12 protein-coding genes and 1 pseudogene are annotated in these 12,943 nt (G+C 68.0%); 6 read left to right on the top strand and 7 right to left on the bottom strand.

The annotated features are described in order from the left end of the window. Positions 1–14 precede the first annotated feature (14 nt). Positions 15–782, bottom strand: a complete 768-nt coding sequence (locus ABD793_RS00490) for an SDR family oxidoreductase (RefSeq protein ID WP_344854192.1) — start codon at positions 780–782, stop codon at positions 15–17. Positions 783–1,011: 229 nt separating this feature from the next. On the opposite strand from ABD793_RS00490, the gene ABD793_RS00485 reads away from it, so the two are divergent. The 5 genes and pseudogenes from ABD793_RS00485 to ABD793_RS00465 form a co-directional block, all read left to right on the top strand. Continuing rightward, the gene (locus ABD793_RS00485) at positions 1,012–2,199 is read left to right on the top strand and encodes an LLM class flavin-dependent oxidoreductase (protein ID WP_344854190.1); all 1,188 of its coding nucleotides are present in this window, start codon (positions 1,012–1,014) and stop codon (positions 2,197–2,199) included. Between the two features lie 52 nt (positions 2,200–2,251). Beyond that, the gene (locus ABD793_RS00480; RefSeq protein WP_344854189.1) at positions 2,252–2,614 is read left to right on the top strand and encodes a VOC family protein; all 363 of its coding nucleotides are present in this window, start codon (positions 2,252–2,254) and stop codon (positions 2,612–2,614) included. Beyond that, positions 2,611–3,108, top strand: a complete 498-nt coding sequence (locus tag ABD793_RS00475) for a flavin reductase family protein (protein ID WP_344854187.1) — start codon at positions 2,611–2,613, stop codon at positions 3,106–3,108. Before ABD793_RS00480 ends, ABD793_RS00475 begins: the two co-directional genes overlap by 4 nt. Beyond that, positions 3,105–4,376 carry a bifunctional 3,4-dihydroxy-2-butanone-4-phosphate synthase/GTP cyclohydrolase II gene (locus ABD793_RS00470; RefSeq protein ID WP_344854186.1) on the top strand — a complete coding sequence of 424 codons (1,272 nt, stop codon included), beginning with the start codon at positions 3,105–3,107 and terminating at the stop codon, positions 4,374–4,376. Before ABD793_RS00475 ends, ABD793_RS00470 begins: the two co-directional genes overlap by 4 nt. A 213-nt stretch (positions 4,377–4,589) precedes the next feature. Then, positions 4,590–5,002: pseudogene (locus ABD793_RS00465) on the top strand (IS1380 family transposase); the annotation flags it as partial. Between the two features lie 115 nt (positions 5,003–5,117). Here the strand turns inward: ABD793_RS00465 and ABD793_RS00460 are convergent. Then, a complete protein-coding gene (locus tag ABD793_RS00460) occupies positions 5,118–5,960 on the bottom strand; it encodes an IS3 family transposase (protein ID WP_344854185.1) in 843 nt (280 codons plus the stop codon). Next, positions 5,960–6,280: a transposase gene (locus ABD793_RS42585; RefSeq protein WP_425548637.1), complete on the bottom strand. Its 321-nt coding sequence runs from the start codon at positions 6,278–6,280 to the stop codon at positions 5,960–5,962. Before ABD793_RS42585 ends, ABD793_RS00460 begins: the two co-directional genes overlap by 1 nt. 232 nt (positions 6,281–6,512) lie before the next feature. On the opposite strand from ABD793_RS42585, the gene ABD793_RS00450 reads away from it, so the two are divergent. Then, complete coding sequence (locus tag ABD793_RS00450; protein WP_344854183.1) at positions 6,513–6,662, top strand: hypothetical protein; 150 nt, start codon at positions 6,513–6,515, stop codon at positions 6,660–6,662. Positions 6,663–6,678: 16 nt separating this feature from the next. On the opposite strand, the gene ABD793_RS00445 is transcribed toward ABD793_RS00450, so the two are convergent. The 4 genes from ABD793_RS00445 to ABD793_RS00430 all read right to left on the bottom strand — a co-directional run bounded on the left by ABD793_RS00445 (position 6,679) and on the right by ABD793_RS00430 (position 12,867). Continuing rightward, entirely contained in the window at positions 6,679–8,940 is a 2,262-nt protein-coding gene (locus ABD793_RS00445; protein WP_344854182.1) for an ATP-binding protein, read from the bottom strand. A 137-nt stretch (positions 8,941–9,077) separates the two neighbouring features. Continuing rightward, a complete protein-coding gene (locus ABD793_RS00440; protein WP_344854181.1) occupies positions 9,078–9,560 on the bottom strand; it encodes a hypothetical protein in 483 nt (160 codons plus the stop codon). A 19-nt stretch (positions 9,561–9,579) separates the two neighbouring features. Further along, positions 9,580–10,623 carry a peptidyl-prolyl cis-trans isomerase gene (locus ABD793_RS00435; RefSeq protein WP_344854180.1) on the bottom strand — a complete coding sequence of 348 codons (1,044 nt, stop codon included), beginning with the start codon at positions 10,621–10,623 and terminating at the stop codon, positions 9,580–9,582. A 3-nt stretch (positions 10,624–10,626) separates the two neighbouring features. Next, positions 10,627–12,867 carry an RND transporter family protein gene (locus ABD793_RS00430; RefSeq protein WP_344854179.1) on the bottom strand — a complete coding sequence of 747 codons (2,241 nt, stop codon included), beginning with the start codon at positions 12,865–12,867 and terminating at the stop codon, positions 10,627–10,629. Positions 12,868–12,943: the final 76 nt, after the last annotated feature.

Raw genomic sequence — 12,943 nt, 5'->3', positions numbered from 1 at the left:
GCAGTGCCATTCCCTCACCAGACGGTCGCACCACCGTCGACCAACAGGTCTACCCCCGTGCAGTAGGAGCCCGCGGCGCTGAGCAGGAACACGGCTGGCCCAACCAGCTCATCGGGCTCGGCCATCCTGCCAAGCGGGATGTCTTTCACGTACGCCTGCACATGTGGCCAGACCTCGGGGTGTCGCGCCATCGGCGTCGCGGTGTAGCCAGGGCTGACGGCGTTGACCCGGACGCCACGGCCGGACCACTCGACGGCAAGGGACTTGGTCAGATGCACGACCCCGGCCTTCGCGGAGTTGTAGTGCACCTGGCTCAGGCCCCGGTTGGCGATGCTCGCCGAGATGGAGCCGATGTTGACGATGCTGCCGCCGCCGTTGCGCATCATCGCGATGCCTTCGGCTTTGCAGGACAAGAAAATACCCGTGAGGTTCGCGTCGATGAGGTCCTGCCAGCTCGTGCGGGACATCGACTCCGCGGGCACCTGGTTGTTGATCCCGGCGCAATTGACCGCGTGCGTCAGCGGCCCCAGCGTCGCCTCGACCTCGGCGACGGCTGCGGTCAGCTGCTCCTCCGCACGCACGTCGGCGAAAATGGCCGCCGACTTCCCGCCGAGCTCGCCGATCGCCTCGCACGTCTCGTCCACCGCGGATCCGGGCAGGTCGACGCAGCCGACCGAGGCGCCGAAACCGGCCAGCCCCGACGCGATTCGGGCCCCAATCCCGCCGGACGCACCGGTCACGAGCGCGACAGCATTCTCGAGCGAGAACAGCGATGGGTTCATGGCACTCCTCGGATCTGACGCACGGAAGACGGCGGCGGCTCGGCCGCACAGTGAACGTCGCACACCCGCATGCCGTCGTCAACATGGTAGTTGACTGCGAACGTCCACGTGCGACTCGCCGCGAGTCAACTATGGTGTTGACAGACCTGATCCGGTGTGATGCTGTGATGGTCAGCACCACACCGCGGACACGCGGCAAGTACAGGTCCACCCAACGACGGGAGCCACTGTGACTCGACGACGGCTACGGTTCGGCGCGTTCATTCCGCCCCACCACGTCCCGACCATCCAGAACCCGACGTATGCGCTCCAGCGTGACGTCGAACTCTGCCAGCTGATGGACCGGATGGGTTTCGAGGAGGCGTGGTTCGGCGAGCACCATTCCTGCGGCGTGGAGCCGATCGGTGATCCACTACTGTTCATTGCGCACGTCGCACAGGTCACCCAGCGGATGAAGCTGGGCACCGGAGTGCTTTCGCTGCCGTACCACAACCCGTTGTGGGTAGCCGATCGTGTGGTACTGCTCGACCACCTGACCCGGGGCCGCGCAATGTTGGGGCTGGGTCCTGGTGCGCTGGCCACGGACGCCAACATGATCGGGATCGAGTCCAGCGAGCAGCGCGACGCGCTCGAGGTGGACACCGAGGTGCTGATGCACCTGCTGACCAACGACGAGCCTCTCACGATCGAGACCCCGCGGTACAAGCTGAAGGACGCCCGCCTCCAGCTCGACACCTACACCAATCCGCTGTTCGAAGTTGCAACCGCCGCGATCGTGTCGCCGTCTGGGCCGCGGTTGGCCGGCAAGCACGACCTCGGCATGATCTCCATCGGCGCGACCAGCGCCGGTGGTTTCGACGCCGTAGCGCACCACTGGGGCACGCTCACCGAGCGAGCCCAGGAGTTCGGGCACCAGCCCGACCGAAGCCGCTGGCGGCTCGTCGCGCCCTTCCACATCGCCGAAACGAAGGACCAGGCCGTCAAGGATGCCGCCTACGGCATCGACGCCTGGTGCGACTACCTGCAGCACACCGCATCGACCCCGCAGATGAAGGTCGAAGGCACGACCACCAAGGAACGTATCGACTGGGTGATCGAAAGCGGCACCGGCGTGATCGGCACCTACGAGGACGCGATCGCCCAGATCGAGCGACTGTGGGACCAGAGCAACGGCGGCTTCGGCGCCATGCTCCTGTTCGACCACAACTGGGCACCCTGGCGCGCGAAGCAGGAGCACTACCACCTGTTCGCCAACTTCGTGATGCCCTACTTCCAGGGCACCACGCGCCGCCTGCAGGCCAACGAACAGTGGACCCGCGGCGTTCGTGAGGACCTGACCGCCAAGAACTGGGCGGCCATCGAGGCATTCAGCAAGAAGCACGAAGACGAGACCGCGGCGAAGGAAGCCGCGCGTTGAGGCGCCGGTGGCCCGCACGCCGCACGCGTGCGGGCCGTACCCAGGAGGAGCCATGCAGACACCGGATCCGGTGACTATCGGCAATGTGCTGTACCCGGTGGCCGATCTGCCCGCAGCTGTGGAGTTCTACGCCGGTCTGGGGCTGCCGTTGTCGTTCCAGGACAAGGAGCGCTTCGCCGCCTTCGACGCCGGCACGATGTTCGCGCTGACCGCCGGGGCCGAAAACCTGACCCTTGGCCACGCCGCGGTCTCCTTCCGCGTGGCCGACGTCGACGCTGCCATGACCGTGGCGACCGCCGCGGGCGGCAGCGTGATCGCACCCGCTCATGACGGGCCGCACGAACGCCGTGCCGTACTCGAGGATCCGTGGCACAACCTCTTCGTGGTCTACGAAAAAAGCGGAGGCAGCCGATGACGTCTCTCGATGAGATCCAGACCTCCTTCCGGGAGGTGATGGCGAGCGTGTGCACGCCGGTATCGGTGGTGACAACTATGTCCACCGACCATCCACACGGGACGACCGTGTCGGCGTTCACGTCCCTTTCGCTGTCACCCCCGATGGTTCTGGTCTCGCTCGACCGTGGCTCGGACCTCCTCGCGCTGGTCCGCGAGACCGGGACGTTCGGGCTCAACGTGCTGGCCGCGGATCAGGCACCGCTGGCACTCGCCTTTGCGGGCAAGGGAGACCACAAGTTCCAGGGCGTCGAATGGCGCAGCCACAACGGAGTGCCCCGGATCGAGGGTGCACAGGGCTGGATGGCCTGCCGGGTGGCCAGGTTCATCGAAGGCGGCGACCACCTCGTCATACTCGGTGACGTGGTCGCTGCAGACACCGCGTCGGGTCCGCCGTTGACCTATCACGCCCGCGCCTTCGGTACCCATGCCGCGCACGCCGAGCCGGTCCGATGAGCGCCGACCTGCCTGCCGGGGCGGTCCAGCACGCCGTCGCCGCACTGGCCAACGGTGAGCCAGTGGTGGTGCTCGACGACGCCGACCGCGAGAACGAAGGTGACCTGGTGCTGGCCGCCGAACTGGTCACCGACGAGAAAATGGCCTTCCTCGTCCGGCACACCACCGGAATCGTCTGCACGCCCATGGACGGTGAGCGTGCCGACTCATTGTCGCTGCCCCAGATGGTCACGGACAACTCCGATGCCCACGACACGGCGTTCACCGTCACCGTCGATCACATCACCACCAGCACCGGTGTCTCGGCCGCCGACCGCACACGGACGGTGCACGCGCTGGCCGACGCGGCTACCCGGCCCGCGGAACTGCGCCGACCCGGTCATGTCTTTCCGCTGCGGGCGCGCGAAGGAGGAGTGCTCGTCCGCGCGGGCCACACCGAGGCCACCGTCGACCTGCTTCGGCTCGCCGGGCTGTCCGGCACCGGCGTGATCAGTGAGATCGTCGCCGACGACGGTTCGATGCGCCGTGGCAGCGATCTGAGCGCTTTCGCCGCGGAACACGGCCTGCAGGTGCTGTCGATCAGCGATCTCGTCCGGTACCGACGGGCCAGCGAACGCCTCGTCGAACCGACCGCGAGCTGTGCGCTGCCCACCCGGTACGGCGACTTCCGCGCTGTGGTGTACCGGTCCTCCCTGGACGGCATCGAGCATCTGGCGCTGGTGCTGGGCGATGTCGCGGCGGCAGGCGCCACCGCGGCGGGTGTACTGGTCCGTGTCCACAGTGAGTGCCTGACCGGCGACATCCTCGGTTCGTTACGCTGCGACTGCGGCGGCCAGCTCGAACAGGCCCTGCAAGTGATCGCGGCGGAAGGGCGCGGCGTGGCCGTATACCTGCGCGGACACGAAGGTCGCGGAATCGGCCTGTCGCACAAGATCCGGGCCTACGCACTCCAAGAAGACGGCATGGACACCGTGGAAGCGAACATCGCACAGGGACTGCCCGCCGACTCCCGCAGCTACGGAACCGGCGCACAGATCCTCGGCGACCTCGGCATCCGACGGCTCCGTCTGATCACCAACAACCCCGCGAAGTACGGGGGTCTCGACGGTTACGGCCTCAAGATCGTCGAGCGGGTCGCGCTACCGGTACTCCAGAACGCCCACAACATCGAGTACCTGCGGACGAAACGCGACCGGATGGGGCACGAACTCGACCTCGGCCCGGCCGCCACAGCCGGGGCAACAGCGTGGAAAGAATATCTTCCATGACAACGGTCAGACGGCTCCCGGGCCGCGATCCTGCACGGTACTACCCAACGACCGACGGCCAGGTCGAACGATCTCAGTGAGGCGGGCAGCGCTGAGCCTGGCTCCGCCGACCGATTGGCGACTGTCGGGTGTCGTAAACGGGAAAGTGCCCTCTGAGCTGGGATCATCGCTGATGTCTAGGCGGCAGCCACACGGCTCGAGAGGGTATTTCGAGTGCGGGTCTCGCACAGATTCACCGCAGAGTCCGCGGCGTTCGACGGACACATCCTCGTGTCGCTGGCCGGGCTGGTGCCGGTAATGGCATCGGCCGGGCAGACCGAGCTCAGTACGCTGCTGGCGTAGAAGGTCTCGACCACCACGCCGAGGATCAAGTCCGGATCAGCCGATCCGACACCCAAGCTGACCATATTGATCGCGGGAATGTGCGCGGCGCGGACAGAATCGACGACCTCGACCTGCTGCGATCAGGTGGCATGAAGGCACTGTTTGACAGCGTGTACGCACGTTCGACAACCGGAACCATGTTACTGGATTTCAGTTTCGGACACACCCGGCGACTGGAATCCTTACTACGCGAGCATCTTCGCCACCTCTGCCACCGGGTTGACCTGCTTCCCGGCTCCGACCAGTGAGGTTCACCCCGAATGGTGGACAGGGGTTTACGAGGGTTAAGCGGCCGCGTGGAGCGACTACTCGAACTTGTCGGGACTGAGCATGCCGATCGCGGAGTGCCGTCGTTCACTATTGTAGAAGTAGATCCAATTTGTCAACCGCGGCAACGCGTTCTGTCTTTGTGGCGTAGGCACGTCGGTAGTAGCGCTCGTGTTTGAACGTCGGCCAGAACGATTCCGCCGGGCTGTTGTCCCAGCAGATCCCGGTCGCACCCATCAACCGTCGCAGTCCGTGGCGGAAACACGTCGTCGCGGTCAGGCGCGCGGTGCGCTCCCCGCCGCGATCGGAATCCAGGGTCGTGCCACGACATCTGCCACCGCGGGCAGCGACGGCAGCATCGATCGCGTCTGTGACCATCTCTGCGCTGATGTGGTCGGAAATGCTGTAGCCCAACACTTTCCGGGTGCATCCATCCCGGACCGCGCAGACGAACATGTCTCCCTCGCCGCACGTGAGATACGTGATGCCGGTCAGCCAGACCGCGTCGGGCCGGCCCTGGTCGAAGTGCCGGCCCACCAGATCCGTCGGGAACGACGCGCCCGGGTCGACCACCGTCGTCTTCACCGTGAAGGAGCGCGGGCTGATGCCCTCCAGCCCGATCGAAGCCATGATCTTGGCAATGGTCTTCGCCGTAACCACCTCGCCCTGATCGCGCAGCTCCGCGGAGATCCTCGGCGACCCGTAGGTCCCGCCAGGCTCCTGGTGCACCCGGGCGATTTTCACCTCCAGATCGGCCCGGCGTTGCTGCCGCGGCGTCAGCACCGTTGCCGCGGCACGTTTCACGTGCGCGTAGTAGCCGGACGCCGACACGCCCAGCAGCCGCGCCCTGCGCCGGACCGAGAACCGCGTGCATGGCGGCGAGGCGACGCCGGCGGCCCCGGTGAACTCATCGGGGCCGGCGTACTTGGCCATCAGAGCGAACCGGGCCGATTCTTCTGCATCGCGGCACAGTGCGCCGAGGCTTTATCAGGAACGCGTTGTCCTTCTCCAGCTCGGCCACCTGCCCGCGCAGGCGCAGCAACTCGTCCCGTGCGGCGGCCTCCAGGGGTTTGTCCCCGTGGACCTCTGCCGCGGCGATCCTGCGTCGTTCGTCTTTGACCCGACACGAACATGCCCGCGTCGATGCCCAGCTCGCGAGCGACCTCGGAGATCGTACGGCCGGAATCGATCACGCGATGAGCAGCCTCGACCTTGTACTCGGCCGTGTACGAACGGCGCTTGCGAGGAGGCATGCGGACATCCTTTCAACAGGACAACAGGTCCTGCTAACTCGGTGTCCACTCCCGGAGTGAGCCTCAGGCCATTCCTCGCACACACATGGCGCAGTCGCCACACGCCGGATGCGGAAGCTGCACGACCCCGTCGGCTAGCCGCCATTTCATCACATTCGCTGGCCTCGCCGAGGGCGGACCGGTGACGGCGACTGTGGTTGGGATGAAGTCGTTACGCAGAAGGGGCTCTGAGATGAGCGCAGTACCCGGCGAACAACCGACGACCGGTGTGGTCGGCCTGGGCGTTATCAGCAACGGGGTCCCGGGTACCTGGCTCGCAATAGCCAGGAAGCCGCCGCCGACTGAAGCCGACCGGCTCGTCGCCGAAACCGTCCCCGACTGAGACCTGTGGCAGGCCCTCACGCGCGCGTGGCGACCCACGCGGCGACCTGAGCGCGCGAGGCGAACGACAGTTTCGCCAGCACGTGCTCCACGTGCCCTTCCGCGGTTCGCTGCGAAATCACCAGCCGGGTGGCGATCTGCTTGTTCGTCAGGCCCTCCGCGATCAGCTCGGCGACCTGCTTTTCCCGGCGGGTCAACCGCGGCCCGCCGGCCGGCTCCGGCGCCCCCTCATCGCACGCGAACGACAGCACCTCCGAGACCGACATCTGCTCGCCCACAGCGTGGCATTCGCCGAAGACCTTGTCGTCCAGCGCCAGTTCGAGGCGTTCCACGTACCCGTCGTGGATGTCCAGCAGTTCCGCCGAGCCGAACAGCGGATGCCCGATCGAGGCCCACAACGCCTTGGCCGCACCGAGAAGCTGGGCAGCACGACGGGAAGTGCCTGCCTCGCATGCGGTCCACGCAAGCAGTTCCGCGCAGGCCGACATGCCGAGCCGGTCGTCGAGCGCGTGCTTGGCCCGCAGCGAATCGCGGAGCGCGACCGCCGCCTGTTCGAAGCGGGCAAGCGTCCAGTAGGCCAGCCCTCGCACCCAGTGCGCCCAGGACAATGCCCACAGTTCACCGTGCGCCTCGCTCACCGCGGAGCTTTCGTCGCACAGCTCGAGAGCCCGGCCCGCCTTGTCCATCAGGCACGACACAAACCCCAGCTGCGCCGTCGCGAGGACCGTCAGCGAGTTCACCAGGCCGCTGCGGCGGTGCGACCGGACCGCCTCCTCCAGCAGTACCTCGGCCTCTTCCAAGTTTCCCTTGAACTGCTCAGCCGAGCCGCGGAACTGCTGGCAGTACGCGCGCGCCACCGGGTCGTCCAGCTGCGCGGCCAATACGAGGCAATCGGCGAAAGCGGTCATCGCCGCGCCGTTGTCGCCTTGGGTCATCGCTACGTATCCGTTGACCCACAATGCCTTCGCCTTCTCCGGCGACGGTTCGGCGGCAGCCGACAACACCCTGCCGAGCCAATACCGCCCGTCCTTGAGGTGACCGCACGCGTTCCAGAAGAACACGAGGGCGCCCGCCATCCGCAAGCCCGACGCCGATTCCCCCGGCGTCGCCAGGCAGAAGTCCAGCGCGGCCCAGAAATTGGCCTGTGCATTCTGCAGCCTCGTGCACCAGCTCACCTGGTCACGGCCGAACCAGCCGTCCTCGCTGCGCTCTGCCAGCCCGAGGTAGTAGTCGCGATGCCGCCGACTCAGCGCCACGTCCTCGCCCGCCGCAGCCAGCCGCTCGTGGCCGTACGCCTTGATGGTCTCCAGCAAGCGGTAACGGGACTGCTCGTCCACCCCCTCGCACAGCACGATCGATTTCTCGACCAGGCTCGACAAGATCTCGAAGACGTCCTCCCGCTCGATCTCGCCGCCGGCGCACACCTCCTCCGCGTCCTGCAGGGCGAAGGACCCGGCGAACGCCGAAAGCCTCGACCACAGCCGCCGTTCGCGATCGGAGCACAGGTCGAAACTCCAGTCCACCGCCGCGCGCAAGGTCTGGTGCCGCGCCGGCCCGCCCCGGTTTCCCGTGCTCAGCAAGCGGTACCGGTCCTCCAGCCGCGCGACGATCTGTTCCAGCGAGAGCGCACGCAGGCGCACCGCGGCCAGCTCGATCGCCAGCGGCAGACCGTCGAGCCGACGGCACAGCTGCGCGGCCGCGGCGCGGGAAATCGGCCCGATCGTGAACTCGGGGCGCACCGTCCTGGCGCGTTCCTCGAGCAACTCCAGCGCCTCATAACCGTAGACGTAGCCGCCCCGCGCCGGAGCCACGTTCGCCAGGTCCGGCATGGACATCGGCGGCACCGGCCAGCTGTGCTCACCGAGCACCCCGAGCGGTTCACGGCTGGTCGCCAGGACGACGACCCCGGCGGCCGATCGCAGCAGGTCGCTGACGAGCGCCGCGCACGCCTGCAGCAAGTGCTCGCAGTTGTCCAGGATCAGCAGCAGTTCCCGCTCGGCGAGATACTCGGCGAGCGCGGACTGCGGCGACAGCGCGGACTGGTCCGGGACACCGAGCGCCTCCGCGACGACGTTCGGCAGCAGCGCGGGCTCGGAAGCCCGTGCCAGATCGACGAACCACGCCCCGTCGGCGAAGCTCTTGGCCAGTCCCTGGCCGACCCGCCGCGCGAGGCGCGTCTTGCCCACCCCGCCCACCCCGACGAGGGTCACCAACCTCGTCGAAGAGAGCACGATCTTGAGTTCGGCGATTTCCTTGCGGCGACCGATGAAACTGGTCAAATCGTTGTCGAGAGTGGCACTTCGTGGACACACCGGCACTCACATCCCTTACCGACGCACCGTTGCGCAGGCACGGGAAATTCTATCCCATCGACGGCCCGAACCGGAATTCCCCGGCCGGGAAAAATCGCGGGAACTCAGCCGCCGACCAGTTCCGCCGCGGCGTGGTTCGCACACACTGTGCAGGCGGTGAATTTCTCGTCCTCGGCCTCGTCCAGGGTCAACTGCTCCGCGTCCCTGCCCTCGAGCAGGCGGCATCCGGCGAGATGGAAGCGCATTCGCCCCGGCACCACGAAAACGACCTCGCCGTCCTCCACCGTCGCGACGGGAAGGACGTCGCCGCGCTCGTCCACCGGATCCTCCTGCTGCTCGACCGGATTCGCGTCCACCTCGTCGTCATCCGCATCCCCGGCCTCGGCTTCCTCCGGTTCGGCTTCGTCGGCTGTTGCAGCGGCTTCGGCCGCCTTGGCCGCCTTCCGGCGGCGCAGCGCCTCCACCAGAACGAGCACGAAGCCCGTGGCCGAGACACCCAGCGCGACATAGACCAGCACCACTTGTCCCAGCAGCCAGCCGAGCCCGAGACAGATCCCCGCGGCCACCGCCGCGATCAAAGCCAGCACAATTGTCCTCCTTTTCCTTCTACTGACCGTCCACGGGCGGCGCGTCCGGGTCGGGCGGCAGGTATTCGGGGGCGTATTCCACCCTCGCGGACTTGATCCGGGAAACCAGGAAATCGTCCCAGACCTTCAGTTTCTCGTCATTGTCCAATTTGGTCTTGACCGCGGCCTTGACCTGGTCTAAAGACATCGGGCTGCCGGGGTGGACCGCGCCGACTCGTCCCACGTTCCAGCCCTGCTGGGTCTGCACCGGGCCGAACACCGCCCCGGCAGGCGCGGCGAACGCCGCTTTCGCGTACCCCGGGTCGAGCTGGCTCGCGGTCACCTTGCCCAGCGAACCCCCGTTTCCCTTGGTGCTGCCGTCGATCGAGTACTGCCCGGCCAGCGCCGGGAAATCCTTGCCCGACCGGGCCTGCTGCGCGACGAGCTGCGCCTGGTCGGGCGACGACACGACGATGTTGGCGAGATCGCGCTGCTCGGGCGAGACCATCTGCGCACGATTCGCGTCGTAGTAGTGCTGCGCGTCCGCATCGGTGGCGGCCTTGACCCCGGCGGTGGCCTGCTGGAACAACCGCGCTCCCGCCTGCTGCCGCTTGACCTCGTCCAGAACGTCCTTTTCGGACAGACCGTGCGCGCCGAGCTGCTGGACGAACGACTTGCGGTCGGTGCCGTTGTCGCTGACCGTCTTGTCGAGCTGGTCGCTGGCGGCCTTGTCGGCGATGACGATGCCGGAACCCCGTGCCGCGTCGTCGACGATCATGCTCACCGCGACTGCCTTGGCCACCGCGCGCCGGAACCGGTCCGTCCCGGCGGGATCCGAAGGCTGCTGCACCCCGTAGAGCAATCCCATGACGTTCACCCGCTGCTGCAGCTGTTCCTGCGACACGACGACGTCGCCGACCCGGAACGCCGACCCGGCGGGCAGCTCGTGGAGCGCGCGTACGACGAGATTCCCGCCCGACCCTCCGGCGATGGCGACCAGCGCGGCCGCGAGCACCCCCTGGGCCCGCAGTCCGGCCGGCACCGCCGTCCATCGCCGGAAGAACCCGGCAACCCGGAGTTTCACTCTCTACACCTCCACCAATTCGGCTTTCAAAGGAGCCGTCGCCTGCTTGCCTGATCCTGCCCTGCGTCCCAACGACGCACAGGCGAGAGCGGCCAGATAGGACACGACTACGGTCGCGGCGAGCGTGAGCCCGAACTCGCGGAGCAGACCGATCCGCGACAACGCGAGCACCAGATACCCGAGGACCGACGTCGCGCAAGCCCACCGCACGACCCGTCTCGGGCGGGCGTCGTCGAGCAGCAGGATCGTGAACTCGGCGGCGGTGACCGTGGCCAGCGAGCCGAGCGCCACGGTGAGCGGGCTCAGGGATTGGCCGACGGCCCACAATCCGGCGATCGTCCAGCCGGTGGCGAGCACCGCCGCGAGAACGGCCCGTAGCGCGTCAGCCCGCCGGCGCAAGCCGCACAGGAGCACGATCCCGGCGGCGGCGATCCCGGCGAGATTGGCCGGATACCGATCCCAGCGCACCAGGTCGTAGGCGCGGGCAGCGGCCATCGGCAGGCCCACTACGTCCGCGTGCGCCCTTGGCGGCGGAGGCGGCAAGGATGCGCGCACATCGTCGAGAAGTCCGGCCTGCTTCCCGAGATCCTGCAGCTTCAGCCCGAAAGTGAGCAGTGCCTGAGTTCCGTCCGGGGACAGCACGGACGAAGTGAGGTACGGCGGCATCAGCTGCAAGCCGGCGGCGATCTCCCCCGAAGTGGGCTTGTCGCCGAGGAAACCGAGCAGGTCCGGTGCCGTGACGATCGGGCGGAGCCGGTCGCCGAAACGCGCGATCACGCCGTCTTGCGCCTGGTTGAGCCACTTCATCGCCGCCGGGTTCTGCACGTCGTTGCCGCGCAGCACAACGCTGACCTCGCCGGAGGAACCGAGCACCTGTTCGGCGTACCGGGCTTCGTCCAGCGCCGGCAGCCCGCGCGCCACGTCCTCCGGGCTCGCCCGGACCTCGAGCCGGGGCAGCACCGCCCATCCGGTCGTGGCGACCGCCGCCAAGCACCCGATCAGCACCCACCGCCGGACCCCGCCAACGGCGCGAACCCGCTTGCCGGGCTCCGGCGGGGACGGCGCGAAGCGGCGGCCGAGCAGCAAAGTCGCGCCCACGGTAAGCAGGACGCCGAGGCCCAGCGCCAAGCCGAGCTCACGGACGAACGGCAGCGGCGAGATCGCCAGCGACAGGAACGCCGCCGCGCTCGCCGCCGACATCACGACCACCTTGCGCCGGTCGGCGACCATGCCCAGGTACAGCGGGAACGAGCTGCCGATGCCCAGCAGCAGCGGCAGGAGCACGATGGCACCGAAGGACATCGGAACGCCCGCCCAGCCGAACGCCGCCAGGGTCAGCACTCCCCCGATCAGCGCGGCGGCCAGCGGCCACAGCCTGCGCAGGAGGCGCTCCCTCCGGCCGGCCAGCAGGAACCTGCCGAGCAGCACCACGACGGCCAGTGCGCCGATCAGCGGGATTTCGCCCACCGCCTCGTCCGTTACCGCGGAGGTGACCACCGGGACGCCGGTGACCGTGACCCGGCTGGTGGCCAGCCCGGCATGGCCGACCGCGTCGCGGACCGCGGACACCAGCCGCCGCGTGCCTGCCTCGTCCAGTCCCTCTCGCGGCCGTACCAGCACCGAGACTGCGTTCGGCGCCGGCACGACGAAATGCCAGCGGGGCCGCGGGTTCCCGGAGCTGTCATAGATCACATTCCGGACGAAGCCCGGGTTGTTCGTCGTGGGCAGCCCGGCAGGCAGGCCGCGCACGAGCAGCGCCCCATAGCGGCGGTCGAAGTCCGTCACCGCCGCGTTCCCCGCCGCGGTGACCGCACTCGAGGTCAGCCCTTTCCCCTTGGCTTCGCTCTCGGCCTTGGCCCGCAGCCCGTCCCGGGTTCCGCTCAGCCTCGCGAGCATGTCCTGCGAAGTGATGGCGAGCTGGTTCATGATCGTCGCCGGGCCGTAGACGGTCGCGACGTCGGGCAGGCGCCCCAGTGTCCCTTCGAGCCGCATGAGCGTGGGCAGCCGGCCGTCGCCGAGCAGAAGTCCTTGCGGCTGCTGGGATTCCAACAGGACGACGATGGGGTCGCCGCCAAAGGTCCGGGCGTTGTCTCCCAGCGCCGTGACAGCGGGGTCCCCCGCGGGCAGGAACGAGTCGACGGTCGTCTCGACGCGCAGCTGCACGAGCCCGGCAGCCGCACCCGCCAGCGCGGCCAGGGCAAGCACCGCGCCTGCCACCCGGACACCGATCGTCCTGCGGCTCATGTGCACCGACCCCTTCGCTGTGACGGCGGTCACCGTAACCGCGCTGCTGCAGATAGTCAACAGCGCCTGCTACTCA

The organism is Amycolatopsis ultiminotia (assembly GCF_039536925.1).
Lineage (GTDB): Bacteria > Actinomycetota > Actinomycetes > Mycobacteriales > Pseudonocardiaceae > Amycolatopsis > Amycolatopsis ultiminotia.
The sequence above is the reverse complement of the archived record's forward strand: the minus strand, read 5'-3'. Positions and strand labels throughout refer to the sequence as shown.

Bases quoted from the DNA above. Each gene is read 5' to 3' on its own strand.
- ABD793_RS00460 (WP_344854185.1), bottom strand. From the start codon at position 5,960: ATGGCCAAGTACGCCGGCCCCGATGAGTTCACCGGGGCCGCCGGCGTC.
- ABD793_RS00430 (WP_344854179.1), bottom strand. From the start codon at position 12,867: ATGAGCCGCAGGACGATCGGTGTCCGGGTGGCAGGCGCGGTGCTTGCC.
- ABD793_RS42585 (WP_425548637.1), bottom strand. From the start codon at position 6,280: ATGCCTCCTCGCAAGCGCCGTTCGTACACGGCCGAGTACAAGGTCGAG.
- ABD793_RS00480 (WP_344854189.1), top strand. From the start codon at position 2,252: ATGCAGACACCGGATCCGGTGACTATCGGCAATGTGCTGTACCCGGTG.
- ABD793_RS00450 (WP_344854183.1), top strand. From the start codon at position 6,513: ATGAGCGCAGTACCCGGCGAACAACCGACGACCGGTGTGGTCGGCCTG.
- ABD793_RS00475 (WP_344854187.1), top strand. From the start codon at position 2,611: ATGACGTCTCTCGATGAGATCCAGACCTCCTTCCGGGAGGTGATGGCG.
- ABD793_RS00490 (WP_344854192.1), bottom strand. From the start codon at position 782: ATGAACCCATCGCTGTTCTCGCTCGAGAATGCTGTCGCGCTCGTGACC.
- ABD793_RS00470 (WP_344854186.1), top strand. From the start codon at position 3,105: ATGAGCGCCGACCTGCCTGCCGGGGCGGTCCAGCACGCCGTCGCCGCA.